The organism is Aestuariivivens sp. NBU2969 (genome assembly GCF_019931125.1).
GTDB lineage: Bacteria > Bacteroidota > Bacteroidia > Flavobacteriales > Flavobacteriaceae > Aestuariivivens > Aestuariivivens marinum.
In genome coordinates, this window is sequence record NZ_JAIOUU010000023.1 from 1 (window position 1) to 21,788 (window position 21,788).

General features: G+C 34.1%; 18 protein-coding genes and 1 other RNA gene. 10 read left to right on the plus strand and 9 right to left on the minus strand.

Annotated features, from left to right (window positions below):
- Positions 1 to 2,867 (minus strand): HYR domain-containing protein (locus tag K7G79_RS12805; RefSeq protein ID WP_223551993.1); only part of this gene is annotated, 2,867 nt, incomplete at its 3' end.
- A gap of 465 nt (positions 2,868 to 3,332) precedes the next feature.
- Between K7G79_RS12805 and K7G79_RS12810 the strand changes: the two genes are divergently transcribed.
- From K7G79_RS12810 to K7G79_RS12825, 4 genes are all read left to right on the plus strand, one after another.
- Entirely contained in the window at positions 3,333 to 3,818 is a 486-nt protein-coding gene (locus K7G79_RS12810; protein ID WP_223551994.1) for a histidine phosphatase family protein, read from the plus strand.
- 271 nt (positions 3,819 to 4,089) lie between these two features.
- The gene (gene ppk1 / locus K7G79_RS12815; protein WP_223551995.1) at positions 4,090 to 6,153 is read left to right on the plus strand and encodes a polyphosphate kinase 1; all 2,064 of its coding nucleotides are present in this window, start codon (positions 4,090 to 4,092) and stop codon (positions 6,151 to 6,153) included.
- A 1-nt stretch (position 6,154) separates the two neighbouring features.
- On the plus strand, positions 6,155 to 7,060 hold the full coding sequence (locus K7G79_RS12820; protein WP_223551996.1) for a Ppx/GppA phosphatase family protein: 906 nt from the start codon (positions 6,155 to 6,157) through the stop codon (positions 7,058 to 7,060).
- Between the two features lie 102 nt (positions 7,061 to 7,162).
- Positions 7,163 to 7,693: a porin family protein gene (locus K7G79_RS12825; RefSeq protein WP_223551997.1), complete on the plus strand. Its 531-nt coding sequence runs from the start codon at positions 7,163 to 7,165 to the stop codon at positions 7,691 to 7,693.
- Between the two features lie 2 nt (positions 7,694 to 7,695).
- Here the strand turns inward: K7G79_RS12825 and K7G79_RS12830 are convergent, their stop codons facing one another.
- Entirely contained in the window at positions 7,696 to 8,277 is a 582-nt protein-coding gene (locus K7G79_RS12830) for a tRNA-(ms[2]io[6]A)-hydroxylase (protein WP_223551998.1), read from the minus strand.
- A 128-nt stretch (positions 8,278 to 8,405) separates the two neighbouring features.
- Positions 8,406 to 10,142, minus strand: a complete 1,737-nt coding sequence (locus K7G79_RS12835; protein ID WP_223551999.1) for a DNA polymerase III subunit gamma/tau — start codon at positions 10,140 to 10,142, stop codon at positions 8,406 to 8,408.
- A 201-nt stretch (positions 10,143 to 10,343) separates the two neighbouring features.
- On the opposite strand from K7G79_RS12835, the gene rnpB reads away from it, so the two are divergent.
- Positions 10,344 to 10,651, plus strand: an RNA gene (gene rnpB / locus K7G79_RS12840) — RNase P RNA component class A.
- A 49-nt stretch (positions 10,652 to 10,700) separates the two neighbouring features.
- Here the strand turns inward: rnpB and K7G79_RS12845 are convergent.
- The 5 genes from K7G79_RS12845 to K7G79_RS12865 all read right to left on the minus strand — a co-directional run bounded on the left by K7G79_RS12845 (position 10,701) and on the right by K7G79_RS12865 (position 14,224).
- Entirely contained in the window at positions 10,701 to 11,447 is a 747-nt protein-coding gene (locus K7G79_RS12845; RefSeq protein WP_223552000.1) for a hypothetical protein, read from the minus strand.
- 12 nt (positions 11,448 to 11,459) lie between these two features.
- Positions 11,460 to 11,990 carry a nuclear transport factor 2 family protein gene (locus K7G79_RS12850; protein WP_223552001.1) on the minus strand — a complete coding sequence of 177 codons (531 nt, stop codon included), beginning with the start codon at positions 11,988 to 11,990 and terminating at the stop codon, positions 11,460 to 11,462.
- A gap of 164 nt (positions 11,991 to 12,154) precedes the next feature.
- A complete protein-coding gene (locus K7G79_RS12855; RefSeq protein WP_223552002.1) occupies positions 12,155 to 12,688 on the minus strand; it encodes an RsmD family RNA methyltransferase in 534 nt (177 codons plus the stop codon).
- Complete coding sequence (locus K7G79_RS12860) at positions 12,688 to 13,509, minus strand: DUF3822 family protein (protein WP_223552003.1); 822 nt, start codon at positions 13,507 to 13,509, stop codon at positions 12,688 to 12,690. Before K7G79_RS12860 ends, K7G79_RS12855 begins: the two co-directional genes overlap by 1 nt.
- Positions 13,493 to 14,224, minus strand: coding sequence for a hypothetical protein (locus K7G79_RS12865; RefSeq protein ID WP_223552004.1), 732 nt, complete (start codon positions 14,222 to 14,224; stop codon positions 13,493 to 13,495). Before K7G79_RS12865 ends, K7G79_RS12860 begins: the two co-directional genes overlap by 17 nt.
- 129 nt (positions 14,225 to 14,353) lie before the next feature.
- Between K7G79_RS12865 and K7G79_RS12870 the strand changes: the two genes are divergently transcribed.
- From K7G79_RS12870 to K7G79_RS12890, 5 genes are all read left to right on the plus strand, one after another.
- Positions 14,354 to 15,778 carry an ATP-dependent RecD-like DNA helicase gene (locus K7G79_RS12870; protein ID WP_223552005.1) on the plus strand — a complete coding sequence of 475 codons (1,425 nt, stop codon included), beginning with the start codon at positions 14,354 to 14,356 and terminating at the stop codon, positions 15,776 to 15,778.
- A gap of 45 nt (positions 15,779 to 15,823) precedes the next feature.
- Complete coding sequence (gene kdsB / locus K7G79_RS12875; protein WP_223552006.1) at positions 15,824 to 16,552, plus strand: 3-deoxy-manno-octulosonate cytidylyltransferase; 729 nt, start codon at positions 15,824 to 15,826, stop codon at positions 16,550 to 16,552.
- The gene (locus K7G79_RS12880; RefSeq protein ID WP_370634226.1) at positions 16,530 to 17,276 is read left to right on the plus strand and encodes an HAD family hydrolase; all 747 of its coding nucleotides are present in this window, start codon (positions 16,530 to 16,532) and stop codon (positions 17,274 to 17,276) included. Before kdsB ends, K7G79_RS12880 begins: the two co-directional genes overlap by 23 nt.
- Before the next feature lie 107 nt (positions 17,277 to 17,383).
- Entirely contained in the window at positions 17,384 to 18,466 is a 1,083-nt protein-coding gene (locus K7G79_RS12885; RefSeq protein WP_223552007.1) for an iron-containing alcohol dehydrogenase family protein, read from the plus strand.
- Position 18,467: 1 nt separating this feature from the next.
- Positions 18,468 to 19,016: a 1-acyl-sn-glycerol-3-phosphate acyltransferase gene (locus K7G79_RS12890; RefSeq protein ID WP_223552008.1), complete on the plus strand. Its 549-nt coding sequence runs from the start codon at positions 18,468 to 18,470 to the stop codon at positions 19,014 to 19,016.
- Positions 19,017 to 19,197: 181 nt separating this feature from the next.
- Here K7G79_RS12890 and K7G79_RS12895 read toward each other — a convergent pair whose 3' ends face one another.
- On the minus strand, positions 19,198 to 21,777 hold the full coding sequence (locus K7G79_RS12895) for a zinc-dependent metalloprotease (RefSeq protein WP_223552009.1): 2,580 nt from the start codon (positions 21,775 to 21,777) through the stop codon (positions 19,198 to 19,200).
- Positions 21,778 to 21,788 lie beyond the last annotated feature (11 nt).

The window sequence follows — 21,788 nt, forward strand, 5'->3', positions numbered from 1 at the left end:
GTAGCTGTAAAAATCACTGTTACCGAACCAGTAGCACCACAGTCATCACTAAGTGCGTTATAGTCGTTGGACCAGGTTACGCCACCACAGGTATCAGAGGCAACTGCGCCACCGTTAGAGCTTAACCAAGCGTTAAGGTCAGCGGCGTTACCACTACCGTCACATTCAACTGTGCTATCGCTAGCATCAGTTGTGATAGAAGGAGGCGTTGTATCTTCAATAGTAAAAGTAGCCGATGTGGTAGAGCTGTTGTTACAGTCGTCCGTAGCAGTGAAGGTCACTGTTACCGAACCAGCAGCACCACAGTCATCACTAAGTGCGTTATAGTCGTTGGACCAGGTTACGCCACCACAGGTATCAGAGGCAACTGCGCCACCGTTAGAGCTTAACCAAGCGTTAAGGTCAGCGGCGTTACCACTACCGTCACATTCAACTGTGCTATCGCTAGCATCAGTTGTGATAGAAGGAGGCGTTGTATCTTCAATAGTAAATGTAGCTGATGTAGTAGAGCTGTTGTTACAATCATCAGTAGCCGTAAAAATCACTGTTACCAAACCAGTAGCACCACAGTCATCACTAAGTGCGCTAAAGTCATTCGACCAGGTTACGCCACCACAGGTATCAGAGGCAACTGCGCCACCGTTAGAGCTTAACCAAGCGTTAAGAGCAGCTGTATTACCAGCACCGTCACATTCAACGGTAAAATCTATAGCTTGTGTATCAATAGAAGGCACAGTAGTGTCCTCGATAGTAAAAGTAGCCGTAGTAGTAGAAGACAATCCGCATTCGTCAGTGGCAGTAAAAGTTACCGTAGCCGAACCAGTGTTCCCACAATCATCGCTAAGGGCGGTAAAGTTGTTAGACCAAGTCACGCCGCTACAATCGTCAGAAGCAGAGGCACCACCATTAGAGCTTAACCAGGCTGCTAACTCAGCGGCGTTACCACTACCATCACATTCAACTGTGCTATCGCTAGCATCTGTTGTGATAGAAGGAGGCGTTGTATCTTCAATAGTAAAAGTAGCCGATGTAGTAGAGCTGTTGTTACAATCATCAGTAGCCGTAAAAATCACTGTTACCGAACCAGTAGCACCACAGTCATCACTAAGTGCGCTAAAGTCATTCGACCAGGTTACGCCACCACAGGCGTCAGAAGCGGCAGCCCCGGCATGAGTATCTAACCAAGCATTAAGGGCAACAGTATTACCAGCACCATCGCATTCTACGGTATAATCTATTGCTTGCACACTTATTGTAGGCGGAGTGGTATCTTCAATAGTAAATGTAGCTGATGTAGTAGAGGTGTTGTTACAGTCGTCCGTAGCCGTAAAAATCACTGTTACCGAACCAGTAGCACCACAGTCATCGCTAAGTGCGTTATAGTCGTTGGACCAGGTTACGCCACCACAGGCGTCAGAAGCGGCAGCCCCACCATTAGAGCTTAACCAGGCTGCTAACTCAGCGGCGTTACCGCTACCATCACATTCAACTGTGCTATCGCTAGCATCAGTTGTGATAGAAGGAGGCGTTGTATCAGGAAGTACATTAAAAGATTGTGTGACTTCAGTAGTTCCAGCAGTCCATCTATAGGTGATTTCGTATCCAGCACAGACATCAATTGTGTAATCATCAATACTAGGAACAACGGTCACAGGACCGTTACAATCACTAGCGGTTAAAGTTTCCTGAACAGGTAGACTATCATTACAGTTTATATCAGCAATTGGCGAAGGCTGTGAGTCAAATGAGGGGTCAGCACCTCCCGTAATCGTTACGGTTTGTTCACAAGTTACGGTAACTTCATTGTCATCAGTAGCACTATGTGTAATAGTTGTTACACCTAGTGGGTAGGGATCTGTAAGTGCTAATCCATCACTACGAATAGAAAAAAAAGTTAAATTAGCCGTTAAATCTGTTCCAGTACAATCTGCATCGGTTGCAGTTGGAGATGGGATGATAACAGTTGCTGTACATAACCCTGGATCTGACGCTTGAGTAATTGGGCTAGGACATGTAATCACTGGAGGCGTATCTAATACATGAACTGTAATGCAACATGTTTTAGAAGTTATCGTTCCATTTGGATCTGTGTAAGTTGCGGTATAACATAATTCATGTGTTCCAACAGTTAAGAATTCTGGAGGTTCAGGTCCGGTGACAGCAAAATCTATTCCTCCTGTACACGTACCTTCTATTATTACACCGTCTATTCCAATTCTATCTACAGTATTTGTGTTTGAAGGCTTACTTCCTGTATAAACAAATTCATACTTAATTCGGTAAGAGTCATCAGAAGGAATCTGAGGGTCTAATGTAATATTATGCACACCGACACCCAAAGCGTCAATACTTTGAGTATCAAAAGGGCCAAATTCAACCCCATCTTCATCTATATAATATACTTGAATATCATAATCTCCATTAGTATAAGTTACTTCTATACTGGCAGTATCGGTAGTTTCCAAAAAAAGATATGGTGTTATTATATATGAATTGGGACCACCATTACTTGAGAATAACCTAAGATAGCCTCCATCATCGCCAACACGTTGGACATAGTTAAATTCCCAACAATCTTTACCTAAAAGGCTTTCGTTAAGTTCAAAATTCATTTGTAACGAAGGCCCCCCTGGACCTCCAGAACACGTTTCCGAAGCTGAAGGAACTGACCATGTTTCTAATATAGCCCCCCATTCTGATGGATTATCAGGGTTATAGGTATCAGCACAAATTGAAATATTGTCTTGAGGACAATTTGTGAATACGATACAATCATTTGGTTCTCCCTGTGCATTCAAATCAAATACACCTATAAATATTATTAGGAAAAATGATTTAATGAAAATCTTATAAGTATTAGTTTTCATAAGCTTGTAGATTTGTATTGACTTTAGCAACTTTTATATATGTAAATATAATGGTACAGCTTCATTGCTGTCCATACATGCTTCGTTATTCTTAAAAAGTAATGAGGGAAAAATGTCGTAGCATAACGACATTAAAAACTTTACGTGTGAAATCAGATTTGGGGTCATCTTTATTCAGTTAATAGCTACACAAAGCAACATATATGTTATTATTTTTTCAAAAAAATATGTTAAATCACTTAAAAAGTCGACAACCTGTGTTGTTTTTCTTTTAATCGGATTAATAATATGATTTAACGATAATAGATGTTCACAACATCTTATTTCCAATAATTTAACCCATATTTATTTATATTTAAGTTACTTAAAAGTATATAATTTTGTACAATCTAATTAGCAAATTAAATCCTTTTTATCGATAAAAACAACTTTTTATCGATAAAAATTAACTTTTTACCGAGTCATATGAAGAAACTTATTCTAATAAGGCATGCAAAATCGTCATGGAAACACAATGTTATCGACCATGAAAGACCTCTAAATGATAGAGGTGCTAGTGATGTTAAATTAGTTGCAAAACATTTAATTAAAGAACAATTTGACCCAGATTTGGTTTTGGTTAGTGATGCTACACGTACCAAGTTAACCGCTGAAACTTTTATTAGCACTTTAAATTTGGATCGTAAAAAGGTAGAGTATCTTCACGATTTATATGACTTTTCTGGTTATGATTTGGTTAGGGTCATTAAGGCCTGTGAATCAACAGTTGACAACTTAATGGTTTTTGGACATAATCATGCCATAACGTCATTTGTAAATACTTATGGCAGCAAATATATTGAAAATGTGCCAACCTGTGGTGTCGTTATTATGGTCTATGACATTGAGTCTTGGAGTGACCTAAAGCAAGGGAGAACTGTAAAAACCGTATTTCCAAGGGACTTGAAATGAAAATGATGTTGTGTTTTATAGATAGAGGGTGGATGGTTTGCCTAAGTGCTCTCGAAGCCAATTATAGAACAAATAATTTACAGTAGTAGCTTATAGCCTTTATTACTGTGATTATTAAAGTATTCAGCAAATAGTTTTTAGAGTTTGAAAATATAATTAAAACAATACAAATTATCTTATAACAAGCGCTTTTCAATCTTAATAATAATAAAAACTCAATTAAACTTTTAGTTTTAAATGCAATATATTTGTGTATTATTAAATAGAATATATGATTCCAGCCATTGCTATAGAGAATAAATACATAAATAGAGAAATAAGTTGGTTACAGTTTAATGCAAGGGTGCTTCAAGAAGCATCAGATGTAACGGTGCCCTTAATAGAGCGTTTAAGGTTTTTAGGAATATTTTCAAATAATCTAGATGAATTTTTTAAAGTACGCTATGCTACTATAAAACGTATTGTTGAAGCAGGTAAAGGTGCCAAAAGTGAGTTAGGGGGTATAAAGGCTAAAGAGTTGCTCGAAATTATAACAAAAATAGTAATTGATCAACAAAGTGAAAGCCTTGATGTATTGGAAACCATAACTCAAGATTTAGAAAAGGAGAGCATTTATATCATAGATGAAAGCCAGATAGATAGTTCTCAACATGATTTTCTACGTCAGTATTTTATACGGAAAGTAAGTCCAGCTTTAGTAACCATTATATTAAACGATTCAGTAACTATTCCTAACCTAAAGGATAGTGCTGCATATTTAGCCGTTAGGATGGTAATGGAAGATAGCAGCAGACAATTTGCCTTAATCGAAATTCCAAAAAACATCAATCGCTTTGTAGTCTTGCCCAAACAAGGAGAGCATAATTACATTATATTAATTGACGACCTACTAAGGCATTGCTTGGCAGATATTTTTAATATATTCAATTACAAAAGTGTCAGTGCTCATATGATTAAGATTACTCGTGATGGTGAATTGGATTTTGATAGTGATTTGAGTAAAAGTTTTGTTGAAAAAATATCCGACAGTGTGAAGCACAGACAAATAGGGGAGCCCGTTCGATTTGTTTACGACAAGACCATAGATAAAGAAACCTTACAATATTTAATGTCTAAAATGGGCATTGATGACCACGATAGTATTATTCCCGGAGGTCGATACCATAACAGACGTGATTACATGAACTTTCCCAGTTTGGGCAGAAATGATCTGCTTTATGATAAAATTGAGGCACTACCTATTAAAGGTCTAAATTTGGAGTCCAGTATTTTCGAAGCTATTGCAAAAAAAGACTACTTGCTTTATGCACCTTATCACACTTTTTCTTATGTCGTAAAATTTCTTCGTGAAGCGGCTTTGGATCCTAAGGTCAAAACCATAAAAATAACCATTTACAGGTTAGCTCAAATTTCGCATATTGCTAGTGCCTTAATTAATGCTGCAATTAATGGTAAAAATGTAACCGTTTCCATCGAGTTACGTGCGCGATTTGATGAAGAAGCAAATATCGAATACGCCCAACAAATGAAAGATGAAGGTGTGAACTTAATATTTGGAGTAGAAGGCCTTAAGGTACACAGTAAAATGTGTGTGATAGAACGTGAAGAAGGTAAAAAAATGATGCGATATGGATTTATTAGTACAGGTAATTTTAATGAATCTACAGCTAAAATATACACAGACCATACTTTATTCACTTCTAATCAAAGTGTCTTGAAGGACGTCAATAAAATTTTCAATTTCTTTAATGCTAGTTATAAAATGTATAAGTACAAACATTTAATAACATCTCCCCATTATACACAAAGTTCCATATTTAAACTAGTTGATAATGAAATTGAAAATGCCAAAGTGCACAATAATGGTTTCATAAGATTAAAAATGAATAGCATTTCAAGTTATGCTATGGTAGATAAATTATATGAAGCTAGTAGAGCTGGGGTAAAAATACAAATGATTGTTCGAGGAATATGTAGTTTAATTCCAGGAGTTGAAGCTATGAGCGAGAATATAGAAGTTATAAGTGTAGTTGATAAATTTTTAGAACATTCAAGAATATATATCTTTGGAAATAACAACAATCCTAAAATCTATATATCGTCGGCAGATTGGATGACAAGAAACATTGATAATCGAGTAGAGGTTACCTGCCCTATATACGATGAGGATATCAAACAGGAAATTATAGACCATTTCAATATATGTTGGAGTGATAATGTAAAAGCTAGAATACTAGATGCTTCACAAAATAATAATTATAAAGTAGATACTAATAAAAAGGTTCGTTCACAGTTTGCAATTTATGATTATTATCAAAAAAAACTAAAAGATTAATATGCTCTCGATTAAAAAATACGCAGCAATCGATATAGGTTCCAATGCTGTGCGTTTACTTATTGCTAATGTTATAGAACAAAAGGGAAAGCCTGTTCAGTTTAAGAAAAGTTCTTTAGTGCGTGTCCCCATTCGTTTAGGAGCAGACGTTTTTATGAAGCAAAAAATTTCAAAGGAAAATACCGAACGAATGTTAGATACAATGCTGGCATTTAAATTATTAATGAAATCGCATAAGGTGGTTAAATATAAAGCTTGTGCGACATCTGCCATGCGTGAATCGCAAAATGGAAAACAAGTGGTTGGTAGGGTTTTAAAAGAATCTGGAATAAATATAGACATTATTGGAGGAGAAGAAGAAGCGGCAATAATAGCTGCAACAGATTTACACAAATATATAGATCCAAACAAAACCTATTTATATGTAGATGTTGGAGGTGGAAGTACTGAATTTACGGTATTTGATCAAGGAAAGCCCATTACTTCAAAATCTTTTAAAATAGGAACGGTTAGGCTATTGAACGATATGGTGGTAAAGGAGTCCTGGATTGAATTGGAAAAGTGGATAACTAATAATGTTAAGACCTACGAAAAATTAGCCGTTATAGGTTCTGGGGGAAACATAAACAAAATTTTCAAGATTTCTGGAAAAGCATTAGGCAAACCTTTAACTTACTTTTATTTAACGTCATACTATAATACCTTACAGAGCTATTCTTATGAAGAACGTATTACCGAATTAGACCTAAACCAAGACCGTGCCGATGTAATTATTCCAGCCTTGAGAATCTATTTGTTTGCTATGAAATGGAGTAGTGCTAAACATATTTATGTCCCTAAAATTGGATTGGCAGATGGTATAATAAAAAGTATATATTACGACACGGTTTCGAGTAATACACAGTAAAATTTTGCAATTCACCTTTTAAATATACTTTTTCTAACAAAAAAATATATATTCGTTACTAGTAGATTGTTTGATATTAACATTAACCCAAATTTATTCATTATGAAAAAAGCACTACTTTTAATTTTGCTCGTTACTTTTATCTCTTTTCACGGGTATTCACAAGGAACTAAATATGGTGTACGTGCAGGTATAAATTTTTCCAATATGGATTTTGATCCCGATGCAACATTTAGGAATGATCATAGAAATGGATTGATGATTGGTTTCTTCGGTGAATTTGGATTGTCCAAGGCGGTAGCATTTGCGCCGGAACTTCAATTCTCATCTGAAGGAGGAAAAAATGATGACTTAAGATTGGATTATATTCAAGTTCCGACAATTTTTAAATTTCGACTAAGCGAAAAATTTCATTTAGGTTTTGGACCACAAGTGGGTATCAAGGTTCATGAAGCCAACGATGGTATTAAGAATTTTGCGTATTCTGGTATAGGAGGTATTGAGTTTAAGTTAACACATACCTTATTCCTAGATGCTCGTTATACTTATGGATTTACAAACGTATTTGAAGATTTTATGTCTTTTGAGGGAAAAAACACAAACATTCAATTAGGATTTGGCTATAAATTTTAATCTTAACCATGTACTGTCTCAGACTTTCCGAGATTGGACATGATTTTGGCTTCATATTCAAGAAGTTCTTGCCATTTGGTATCAACTTCTTTTTTATTGCCATATTTTCGGGCAAAGCCTAAAAACATTGTGTAGTGGTTAGCTTCACTTATCATTAACTTTCTATAAAACTCAGCAAGCTCTTTATCTTCCAGTTCTTCAGATAATAATCTAAATCGTTCACAACTTCTAGCTTCTATTAAGGCCGCATAAAGTAAACGGTGTACTAACTGTGTAGTTCTACTGCCTCCTTTAGGAAAAAACTTTAACAACTCAACAACATAATAATCCTTTCTGTCTTTTCCCAGAACCCAACCATGCTCTAATATTTTATCATGAACCATTTTAAAATGACTTATTTCCTCTTTAACCAAAACTATCATTTCCTGAACTAATTCAGTATATTCTGGAAAGCTAACAATTAATGAAATAGCTGTGCTTGTAGCCTTTTGTTCACAAAAGGCATGATCGGTTAATATTTCTTCTATGTTTTTTTCAACAATATTAACCCAACGTGGGTCTGTGGGTAATTTTAGGCCTAACATGATTGTTTGTATATGGAAAATAGTATTTTTTTTGGGTTAGATTAAAAGGTTTAATGTGATATGGTTTAATATCTACTATCTATCTTTTTATTTATTGGAACTACGATTTTATTGTGTTTGTTTTTCCTCTATACATCTAATCCAAATGTTTTTTTTAATAGTTCTATATTAGAGTTTTTTTCTTTAAGCTTATTAAATTTTTCAAGGGCGGTATAGGCATAATGCTTTTCTTTTTCTTCATTAACCGTAATATCTAAATGAACATCGTAGTTATTAAGGGCCTTTCTAATATACAAAAGTAATTCGTACTGGTTAGCCATTAATTCCTTTTTATTGGTTTCATTTGGATATTCTAAACAGATTGTAGTATCCTTAACCTTTGGTGTGTCAATTGATAAAATAGAAGCCAAGTTATGTTTGCCCTTATTTTTTAAATCTTTGGTAAAACTATTCCATGCAGAAATAAGCTCTTTTTCAGTAAAAGGGTCTTTGGGTAAGCTTTCTTCATCTACAACCACATCAATTTGTTTAATTTGATGTTCTTTTTTGGCTCTTATGCTACTCAGGGATAAACCAGAAGTTGATTTCTTTTCTCTTGATAAAACAATTTTGGGGCGTTCAAAAATAGTTGCTGAACCACTAGTTGTGGCTTTTGAAGTAATACTGTCTTTAATTTTATCTATATGCTGTTCTGAGTCTGAACCATTTTTATGGTTTACATCAGGTGTGGCTACAGGTATAGGAGTAATGCCTCTACTTTTAAAGTAAGATGGTGGAATTACGTAATGTTTGCTATTTTTTTTTTCTCCATCAAAAGTGATAGAGGCCAATTGCATTAAACATAGTTCGACAAGTAAGCGTTGGTTTTTACTAGTTTTATATTTCAAGTCACAATCGTTAGTCAGCTCTATACCTTTTAAGAGAAACTTTTGGGAAGCTTTTTGTGACTGCTCTAAATACTTTTCCTTAGTTAGTTCCCCAACTTCCAGTAGTTCAATGGTCTTCGGGGTTTTACAAACTAAAAGATCCCTAAAATGCGAAGCCAATCCAGTAATATAGTGGTGACCATCGAAACCTTGGGCAAGTGTTTTATTAAACTGAATTAGTAGTTCTGGGATTTTATTGTTTAATATGAGGTCGGTACTCGTAAAATAGGTCTCGTAATCAAGTACATTGAGATTTTCGGAAACGGCCTTTCGTGTTAGGTTCTTGCCTGAAAAACTAACCACACGGTCAAAAATGGAAAGGGCATCACGCATAGCACCATCTGCCTTTTGGGCAATAATGTGCAAAGCATCGTCTTCGGCATTAATATTTTGTTGTTCGGCTATGTATTTTAAATACTCCTTAGCATCCTTAACAGTTATCCTTTTGAAATCAAATATTTGACAACGCGATAAAATGGTTGGTATAATTTTGTGTTTTTCTGTTGTAGCCAGAATAAAAATACAATGTTTAGGAGGTTCTTCCAAAGTTTTTAGAAATGCATTAAATGCTGCTTGAGACAACATGTGAACCTCGTCTATAATATACACTTTGTATTTTCCAACTTGAGGTGGAATACGAACCTGATCAGTTAGGCTTCTAATATCATCTACAGAATTATTGGAAGCCGCATCAAGCTCAAAAATATTAAAGGCAAAATCTTCATCGTTATTTTCATTTCCATCACTATTAATCATTTTGGCCAAAATGCGGGCACAAGTAGTTTTTCCAACTCCACGTGGACCAGTAAATAAAAGTGCTTGAGCTAAATGATTATGTTCAATGGCATTTAACAAAGTGTTGGTAATGGCCTGCTGTCCCACTACATCTTTAAAGGTTTGGGGTCTATATTTACGTGCAGATACTACAAAATGTTCCATTGAAAAATCTTAGTGTAACAAAGTTAAAAATTCAATGCTTAATTTGTTATTCTAGATTCAGAATTTAATAGGAGTTATTAACAGGTTATTAGTTTGGAACACTTAATGTGTTTTAAGTGCCTAGGGCATTTAAAGGTGTATCACTATAATTTTTTAACGCTAATAAGTTTAGACAATTATTTTTTAATATTATTTTTGTTTTAAGTAAATCGCTTTGTCACTTCCCGTTCACCATCGGGGGGAGGAAAGTCCGAACACCGTAGTGCACCATAGTGGTTAACAGCCACCAGCCGTGAGGTTAGGACCAGTGCAACAGAAAGCAAGTACAGGTAATGCTGTAGTGAAATCGGGTAAACTCTATGGGGTGAAATGCCATGTAAACCAGTATTTAAGGGTTGCACGCCCAACGCTGGAGGGTAGGCAGCTAAAGTGTATTGGTAACAATACATTTAGATAAATGACAAAGGCTCTTTGAAGTACAGAATTCGGCTTACAGATTTACTTTAACAAACAAGTGCGGCAATGTGCCGCACTTTGCTTTGTTAAAAAAACAAGATGTTATTTGGGCATGTAACTTAAGTCACGTCTGATTTCTCCAGTAACTTCTTCCATTTTTGAAGCGTATTTTAAAACTTTTCCAAAAACCTCAACACGATCAGGACCAAGAAGTTCCTGATTGGCTTTAGATTTTTGGGCAGAATCAATGGCATCTTTACTGGACATGGCAACCATATAATAACTGTCCATTTGCCCAAAGCCTGTTCTGTAAATACGGTAATAATTTTTGGAACCTTTAGCAGCGAACATCTCTTTGACCCCTTTCATGGCTTCTTTTAAGTTTTTTGCATTTTCGGGAGTAAAGTGTATAAAGTAATAATCGCGATAGTCGAGACCTTCCTGTGTTTGTTTAATTCCCTCTGGCATATACGTTAGTTCTTCATCTAAAACAATGATATAAGTGCCATGGGAGTCATAACATTGGTCAAAACGTTCAAACAATTTACCAAAGTCATCTCCCATAGCCTTGGCTATATCAGCCATAGGGCGCTCATCTAATGCAGCAAAATTTTCAATTGGAGACACATATAAATATCTAAAGTCATCCATAGTGGTAGCTAACCACTGGGTTTGAACATTATGTGCTTTACAAGCTTCATTAAATTCTTTGGCTACTTTTTCATATTCCAGCATCATGGAGGGTTTTACATTATCTTGATGTACCCGATAAAATTTTTGAGCATGTGCAGTAAGTATGGTCAAGCACATATAACATGCTATAGCTAAGGTGATTTTAATTGTTCTCATAATAATATAGTTTTATTGATTTTCTTGCATGGAATCTTCATTTTCTGCCTCCACCGCTTTTGCTGCTTCAATTTCAGTAAATGCTGCTACAATAGGTGCAGTGTCATAATAGGCATATTCCTCTACAATTTTCCCATCAATGAACCTTAGTGTAAGGTGTACGGGGATATTAATTTCCGTATTGGTGATTTTTGTTGTTCCTTTCCAGTGGTTCCAATAGTTTACCCAAGTTCTTCCTTTGGCATCTACGATCATTTCTACTTCATTCATCTTGTCATTAAATCCATACGATTCAATATTAGATAACATTTCCTTGAAAACAGCTATCCTTTCATCTGGCGATAACGCCTTATTGGAATTGACATAAATTTTTGCGGTATCAGCAAAATTAGCTTTCCAGGTATCCCAATCTTGAGATTCATAGGCTTTTATACCAGCCTTAACAGTTTCAATTTCAGTTGAGTTTTCAAAATAGCGTTGCGGTTGATTTTGGCAGGCAATAAACAGGGTTATTACCAGTACTAATAAAAAAAGTTTTTTCATTGTTTGGTGTTTTTGTTAATGATTATTTTGTTATAAACAAATAGGAATGCCTATTTGAAAATAAAATTCAAATAGGTAAAACGATAGACTTCGGGTATGCTATCTTAGGGAGAATTCTAAGATACTGAAAAAAAGGGGATTAAAAAAATAATCAAATTTAGATTTTACTCAAAAAATGAGAATACGCTACCGCCATAATTTTTGGAGTAGCTGTAATTGGATACCTGAGATAGGTTGGTCTGCTTCGAGTGTTCTATAATTAATAAACCATTATCTTTTAATAAACTATTTTTGAAAACTATTTCTGGGATGCATGCAAATTGTACTTCACTAAAATTATAAGGAGGGTCGGCAAAAATAATATCATGCTTTAAAGACGTTTTTTCCAAGAATTTGAAAACATCACTTTTAATGGCTTCAATTGGCATATCAAAATTCTTTGCAGTTTGGTATATAAACTTAATGCAACCATAATCTTGGTCAACAGAAGTAATGTTAAGCGTGCCTCTTGAAGCAAACTCATAACTAATGTTTCCAGTGCCGGCAAACAGATCCAAGACCGAAATATCATCGAAATAATAATGGTTATTAATAATATTGAACAAGGATTCTTTTGCCATATCGGTTGTTGGTCTCACCGGTAATTTTTTAGGTGCTACAATTTTTCTGCTTTTATACAATCCTGATATGATACGCATTAAAAACTATTTAAAATAATAAAATTAGAATGCTTTTGAGAGAGTTTTTCATTGAACCTATAATTATCTGTTCCAGAACCAAAATCGATGTGCCTAATATACTTATAGGCTATATCGTAAAGTTCATTGGTTTTGGAGATATTACCTAAAAGAATTAGGAGGTGAGTTTCTGGATTCAATTTTAATTGCTCGTAAGTGAATAGAATATAATAAATAAAATCTTCCTTGGTTTTATAATCGAAGGTATTATACAATATGAGTTTCCCTTGGTTTATAACCACTATTTCAAAATGGTTCGATCCTACATGAACATAAACTTTTGAATCATTTCCATACATCTCTTTAGATAATATACTTTCAATAAGTACTGTGGAAAAATGTTTGTAAATAAAAGCACCAAAAGAATCATATATAAAATTATTTACATTAACATATGGTACATAAACATTAATTATATCAAGATTACTCAGAATGTCGTAGGCAATAAAATCAGATTTTAATATTTTGGCATTGAATTTTAGGTAATCGGCCAAACAATCTTCATTAAAAAGAGCTTTTGAAACCAGGGTTGAAAGCTCGTTAGTATGGATAACACATACTGAACTAAAGGATTGATTCAAGCTTTGCTCATTACCAAACTGCTGTTTCAAAAAATCTAAAATTTCAAGCGGATTTAATTTTTTATCAAATTTAAAATCCTTTAACTCAATAATAGTATTTGTTTCTTCCTGCAGTATACAAAAAGAAAGTCCACTCAAACTTATTTGAATGGACAGTTTATAGTTGGTTGGTTTTTGTTGTGTATTACTCTTTTGTGTCATAAATTTTTGGCCAGTTTCCAGTTGTGTTAACTTCTTCCATAGAACCTAATCTAATGGCATCTCCATTTACACCTTCAACAGACACAACCTCTTCTTCCTGTCTTACAAGGTCTTTATCTTGATCATTTAAAACGACAGCCTTTTTTACTAATGCCTCAAAAACAGGTATTTTTATATCACTTTCCTCCAAGAACCCCGCCTTAAGCTCAAATTTAGCACCTTCTTCTCCAACAGGTACATTCATCATGGTTTTGTAACGATCATCTGAACCGAATAAAGAATCTTTTATAGAAACAAAACCTAAAGTATCTATTATAACTTCGTCCTTAAAAGTTTCAACACCACCAAAACGTTTAGTCATTTCAACATCCAATACACTGGTATCACGTCTCTGTGTAATGGTAAACTCTGCAGTATCAATAAACTTTACCAAATCATCAAAATTATTGGAAAACCTACCAGTAACTTGTTTGTGTGCCAACTGAGCATCCCTAATATCCTTTAAGCTTTTAATAACTAGTGCATAACGCTTATTCTTTATTTGGTTAAACTGAATGGGTTTGTAAATAGACATAAATGTGTTATAGGCTAAAAACCCTATTACAACCCATAAAGCTATCATGATTACTGGTCTAAGTTTAGAAGGAATAAACTTATCAATTAACCAAACTAAACCAATGGTAATAACTATTGCAAGAATAACGTATAAAATCATTTTAAGTGTATTATATTAAATTAAATTAACGGTTTTAGCAAATCTACAATTTTTTTTTAATCGCAAAAGCCATTGCAACTAAAAATCATTTCTATCTTTGGAATTATTTATTTTTTGTAGTTTGTATGCATGTCGCCAACCGAATTTTATTCCCTTTTAAAAAGTCAATTTCCGTTTGCTCCAACCCTTAAGCAAGGTATTGTTTTACAGCAGTTATCGGATTTTATTTTTAGTAAAACCCCAAATATGTTGTATGTGCTAAAGGGCTATGCAGGAACTGGAAAAACAACCATAATAGGAGTACTTGTAACCAATCTTTGGAAAGTCAAAAAAAGTGCTGTTTTAATGGCGCCTACGGGAAGGGCCGCTAAGGTTATCTCAAATTATTCGGGTAAAGAAGCTTTCACGATTCATAAGAAAATTTATTTTCCCAAAAAAGATAAAGGTGGAGGTGTGAAATTTGTATTGCAGCCTAATAAGCATAAGAATACCATTTTTATTGTAGATGAAGCCTCTATGATACCTGATACTCCGGGGGAATCAAAACTTTTCGAAAATGGCTCCCTACTTGATGATCTAATGCAATATGTATATTCTGGACACCAATGTAAATTATTGTTAATAGGTGACATAGCTCAGTTACCTCCGGTAAAGCTAGAGTTAAGTCCAGCACTTAATGAGAAAACCTTAAGCTTAAACTATAATAAAGAAGTTATTAAGATGGAACTTGATGAAGTGGTGCGTCAAAGAGAGGAATCGGGTATTTTGGAAAACGCTACAGTTTTAAGGGAAACTTTGTTAAGTTCATTTTACGACAGCTTTAAATTTAATTTAAATGGTTACACCGATATTGTTAGATTATTAGATGGTCATGAAATTATGGATGCAATTAATGCTGCATATAGTAATTTGGGTAATGAGGAAACCACCATCATTGTTAGGAGCAATAAGCGGGCAAATCTTTATAATCAGCAAATAAGAAGTCGTATTTTATTTAATGAAAATGAGTTGACTTCCGGAGACTACTTAATGGTTGTCAAGAACAACTATTTTTGGATAAAGCCTACCTCAGAAGCTGGATTTATTGCCAATGGTGATATTATTGAAGTTTTGGAAATTTTTAAAATTGAAGAACTTTATGGTTTTCGGTTTGCTGAAGTAAAAGTCCGTATGGTCGATTATCCCAGGATGCGTCCTTTTGAAACAGTTTTAATGCTAGATACTATACATTCGGAAACACCATCATTGTCTTATGAGGACTCCAATAGACTTTATCAAGAAGTTATGAAGGATTTTGAAAATGAAAACAGTAATTACCGTAAGTTTTTAAAAATTAAAGGGAGCAAACATTTTAATGCACTACAAGTTAAATTTTCGTATGCTATTACCTGCCATAAATCGCAAGGAGGTCAGTGGCATACGGTTTTTGTTGAGCAACCTTATTTGTCAAATGGGGTTGATAAAGATTATTTACGTTGGTTGTATACGGCCGTCACAAGAGCCAAGGAAAAATTGTATCTTATAGGCTTTAAAGATGACTTTTTTGAAGTATAAATCGAAGTATTTATCCTATTTTTGAAATAAATCCATATTAGTTAAATGAAGATAATAGCAATGATACCTGCACGCTATGCGGCCTCTCGTTTTCCAGGTAAACTCATGCAGGATTTAGGAGGTAAACCGGTAATATCTAGAACTTATGAAGCTACAATAGGAACTTGTTTGTTCGATGATGTTTTCGTAGTTACCGATAGTGATATTATTTATAATGAAATAGTATCTAATGGAGGAAAGGCCATTATGAGCCGAAAAGAACATGAATGTGGTAGTGACAGGATAGCCGAAGCGGTTGAGGCTATGGATATAGATGTTGTTATTAATGTGCAAGGAGATGAGCCGTTTACTGAAAAGGAATCACTCGGAAAATTAATTGAAGTCTTTAAAAGTGATGTTGAAAAAGAAGTGGATTTGGCATCACTTATGGTACATATAACCAATGAAGAAGAGATTACCAACCCCAATACCGTTAAGGTAATAGTAGATCAAAATAATTTTGCTCTATATTTCTCCAGGAGTCCCATACCATACCCAAGAGATCAGGACGTTGGTGCAAAATATTATAAGCACAAAGGTGTTTACGCCTTTAGAAAACAGGCTATATTAGATTTTTATCACTTGCCAATGTTGCCGCTTGAAGCTTCAGAAAAAATTGAATGTATCCGGTATTTGGAATATGGTAAACGTATTAAGATGGTCGAAACTAAAGTTCAAGGTGTAGAAATTGATACTCCCGAAGATCTAGAACGTGCCAAAAAAATATGGAAGTAAAAGATTAAAGCTTGATGAATTGATTAAGGAATATAAAAATATAAAAGTTATTGGTTTTGATGCAGACGACACCCTTTGGGTTAATGAAACCTATTTCAGGGAAGCCGAAGCAGAGTTTGCCAAATTGCTATCGGAGTATGAAACACCGAATAAAATAGATCAAGAGCTATTTAAGGTTGAAATTAGAAATCTCGATTTATATGGTTATGGAATAAAAGCATTTGTGTTATCAATGGTTGAGAGTGCTTTGGAATTATCCAATTATAATGTTGGATCTAAAACTTTTGAAGCTATTCTTAATATAGGTAAAACCATGCTTAACAAACCAGTAGAGTTGTTGGATGGGGTAGAAGAAGTTTTAGAAATTTTATCAAAAAAATATAGATTGATATTGGCGACTAAAGGAGATTTACTGGATCAAGAACGTAAATTAGAAAAGTCCGGGTTAACGAAGTATTTTCATCATATAGAAGTTTTGAGCCATAAGAATGAAGCTAATTATTCAAAATTATTAGATCATTTAGATATTGAACCTTCACAATTTCTTATGATAGGAAATTCATTAAAATCTGATGTTTTGCCATTGGTAAATATTAAGTCAAATGCTATACATATTCCATTTCATACTACATGGGCCCATGAAATGGTCTCTGAAAAGGAATCCAATGAAAAAGCATATATATTGGTAAATAGTTTGCGTGATGTTTTAAAGTTATTAAACTAAAATCAATCATGTGTATAGGAAAAGACACTAAATAACGAATGTTTTTTCTGTAATAAAATTTATATAAAACCTATTTTTACTTTTTGTAAAAAAAGAAAATAAATTAAATGAATTATAAAAACTTTCCAATGGTGCCAAGGGTAATTTTTGGCAGAGGTAGTTTCAATCAATTAAATGAAATCATTTCCCCAATACGTCTAAATATGAATGCCCCATTTATCTACTTGATAGATGATGTATTTAAGAGTAATTCTTGGCTTACATCTCGCATTTCATTATCTTACGACGATAGAATTATTTATATTTCAACAGAGGAAGAACCAAAAACAATACAAGTTGATAATTTAGTTGAAGAGATTATTTTAAGTGTTAAGGAACGTCCGTCTGGAATTATTGGTATTGGAGGAGGGAGTATATTGGATTTGGCAAAGGCTGTTTCCATCATGCTAACCAATGAAGGGGAAACTCATTCCTATCAAGGTTGGGATTTAGTAAAAAATCCAGCTTTGTATCATGTGGGTATACCAACCATTTCTGGCACTGGAGCTGAGGTTTCTAGAACCACAGTATTAACAGGTCCAAAAAAGAAACTTGGAATTAATTCAGATTATACCCCTTTTAACCAAGTAATATTAGATCCCGAGTTAACTAAAAATGTTCCTAAAGACCAATGGTTTTTTACTGGAATGGATTGTTTTATACATTCTGTAGAATCACTTCAAGGATCATATTTAAATGCTTTTAGTAAAAGTTATGGAGATATGGCTTACAATTTATGTAAAGAAGTATTTTTAGAGGATACACTAAGTACTATCGAAGCTCAAGATAAGCTAATGATGGCGTCATGGCATGGTGGTATGAGTATTGCATATTCACAAGTTGGTGTGGCACATGCCATGAGTTATGGGTTGTCCTATGTATTAGGAACCAAGCATGGTATAGGAAATTGCATTGTTTTTGATCATTTGGAAGAATTTTATCCTGAAGGTGTTAGGCTTTTCAAAATTATGAAAGAAAAACATAATATAGAACTACCACAAGGCATTTGTGCCCATTTAAGTGATGAGGATTTAGATACTATGGTTTCTATTTCATGGGCTATGGAACCTCTTTGGGAGAACGCACTTGGAAACAATTGGAAGAAAAAAATATCTCCTAAACAACTTAAGACAATGTACTTAAAAATGTAATATGCAGTGGTTAGCCAAATTCGTTTATTATAAAGTCCTTGGGTGGAAAATTGTTGGTAATACCAATATTTCAAAGGACACAATAAAAAAGGCTGTTATTATAGCTGTTCCCCATACTAGTTGGCATGATTTTTATATAGGCGTCCTATTACGAGCTGTATTGGGTATTAATGTAAGTTTTGTTGGTAAAAAAGAATTGTTTGTTTTTCCGGTTGGATGGTTTTTACGAATGTTGGGTGGTACACCAATAGATCGATATACTAAGGAAAACAAAGTTAAGGCTATCGCTAAGTTGTTTAATAAAAAAGAAGAGTTTAGAATGGCATTAGCTCCAGAAGGTACCAGAAAAAAAGTAAATAAATGGCGTACGGGTTTTTATTACATCGCTAAAATTGCCCAGGTTCCAATCATTATGTTTACACTTGATTTTGAAAACAAACAGAATAAAATTTCAGAACCATTTTATCCAACAGAAAATATGGAAGAAGATTTTAAATTTATGCATGATTTCTTTAGAGGGGTAAAAGGAAAAAATCCTAAAAATTCCTAGAAATATTGTGAGATTGGCATAAAAATTGACAGTTATATATATAGTGTATGAAACATAAAGTAAACAGTTTTTGTCCCTAAAAAGAAACATATACTATTTAAAAAATAAGTGGCTGAATTTTTAATGTTCAGCCACTTTTTGTTTAATACCATAGTTTAACTTTATAGCCTACGGAGTGAAACTATTTTACTTCCTTTAACGCATTATCAATTAAAGTCCTCAAATGTTGCTTATGCGCTCTAGATGACATATTTCCTGAAGGTGCTGCCATAGTACGTATTTTACCTAAATTGTACAATGCCATAGATTTAGAGTTATAGCTATATCTGTCTTTTTGATTTCCGGTTAACATACTAATTAATCTGTTCGTATATTCAAGTTGTAAATTTTGTCTAAAGGTATTTACATTACCATATATGTCGTCATTGAAAATAGCAGTATTTAAATCACTCATAAACTGAGATAATGTATATTTATTTCCGTATAGTTCAGAATCAGTAATGCGCTGAAGGGTATTAGGGTGTAATAAATGATTTAAAACACTTTTTTGGGCATTAAGTATTTGTTCATGAATTTTTGGATCTTCAGGCTCTTTACCAAGATCAAACCCACGTCTTTGCTTAGCCAAATAATTATATATATCGTTAGGAGCATCAAAAGCATTTGGAGCAAAAGCATGGTCTTTTAAGGCTTTCATAGCTCTCTTTTGGTCCTCTAAACTAACAGGGGTGTAAGGTTGAGTGCCTCCTTCTTGTTCAGCCATTGCTCTATCTACATAAACGCCACCAATATATCTTGAAATAATACCAAGGGCACTAGATTTTTGTCCGTTTAAATAACCAAAAACATCTCTTAATTCTTGATAAGATTTTCCTTCTTTCGTAAATCTTTCCTTAGCTGTTTTCATTAAATCATTGGCTAATTCAATTCTATCTACTGAATACTGAATAGCATCATTAGATTGGTCCCATACATTTACTCGTGGGTCTATAGCTTTTCCAGGAGCACGCATATCATCAGCATCATTTCCAAAAATTAACTCTGGTTCAGTAGATCTATTAAGTAAAGCTTCTTTTTCACTTTCAGATTTAAAAGGCGTGTATCCAAATTGGATAGCCCAAACATCATATGGTCCAACAGACATATCGCTATAGTGTCCTTGTTTACTACGGTCTCTGGTAACATTTAAAGTAGCATAATCCATAACCGAACCTGTTAAACATTTTCCTTTAATAAATTCAGCATCAGCTAACTGCTCAGGAGAGAACAACTGACTGGCCTTCATATTATGATTTAGTCCAAGAGTATGACCTACTTCATGCATCAACAAAGCTGTTAGCACTTCTTTTTGAAGTTGTTTAAGCTCTAAATCAGTAGCACCAAAAGCAGAAGCCACTGCCTTGGCAAACATAGTGTCTTCATGTAAAACCTCTCCAAAAGAACAATGCAAGTGATCATTATCAAATTCATGAGCTTGAGCAGAACCTTCATAGATTTTATCATATAAAGCTCTTTTGGAGAACATAACATACTCTAACATTATATCAGCACCTAAAATCTGACCAGTTCTAGGGTTTACAAAACTTGGACCGTAGCCACCAAAAGGAGGCTGTGGAGAAGAAGTCCAACGTAATACATTATAACGAATATCACCAGCATCCCAATCTGCATCATCAGGCTGTTGTTTCACAACAATGGCATTTTTAAAACCTGCTTTTTCAAAAGCTTTATTCCATTCTAAAACACCTAGCTTTATAGTTTCCCTCCACTCATGAGGGGTGGTGTTCTCCATCCAATAGGTAATGGGTTCTACAGGTTCTGAAATAGCTGCATTGGGGTCTTTCTTTTTTAAGTGCCATCTGTGAACCAAATCTTTGTAAGGAGTAGAAGATGTTGATGTCTGGTCATCTACCTGAGTGGTAAAATAACCAACCCTTGGGTCTTCATATCTTGGTTCATAATCGTTTTCAGGCATGGCAATTAAACTATGAAAAACTTTAATACTAACATTTCTGCTATCTGCCAAAGCATTAGATCCGCTACTTAAAGTTGAAGGGTTGGAGTACACATATTCAACTTTTAAATTTGTGTTTTCAGGATAGTTATTTATACTATTTATTTTTGTTTTATCCTTATCCAGATTACCTATTTTAAAAGACATTGGGGAAGCTCCAGGCCTTGAAGGCGGTTTTATTCTCGAAAAAGTTTCCTTTAAAAATAAGTCATTAGCTTTGATAAGATACAACCCGTTATTAGTATCATGAGCTTCAACTTTTACACTGGCCATATTACCATGGCTAATATTAGCATTTTCAGCTTTTGAAATTGGATTGTTGGGGTCGTAATAAAATGAAGTGTTTTGAGTAACAAATTCTATTTTATCAAAGTATTTTTCTATTTTAAAAACTTTTGACCCTCTATATAAACCTCTATTTATTCTTCCTGCATCCATAAAGCCATCTGCCACTTGGCTAAAATAGATATATTCTTTACCAATTTGATCTTCTGTAATAACCATCTGTAAATCTCCAGTTATGGTATCTTGGTAGATTTTAAATAAGCCTTCAATTTCCTTTGAGGATTTTGTTAACTCTTCAATTGTTTTTTGTTTTGATTTCTTTTCTAGGTTAGGAGCAGTAGCTTCAATCTTGTCTTTTTTTCTTTTTTTCTTTTGGGCTTCAACATTATTGGGAAATACAAGACATACCAATAGTATAGCTAAGGATACCCGTTTAAGAGTATTTAATAAGTTAAACATCATGATGTAATAGA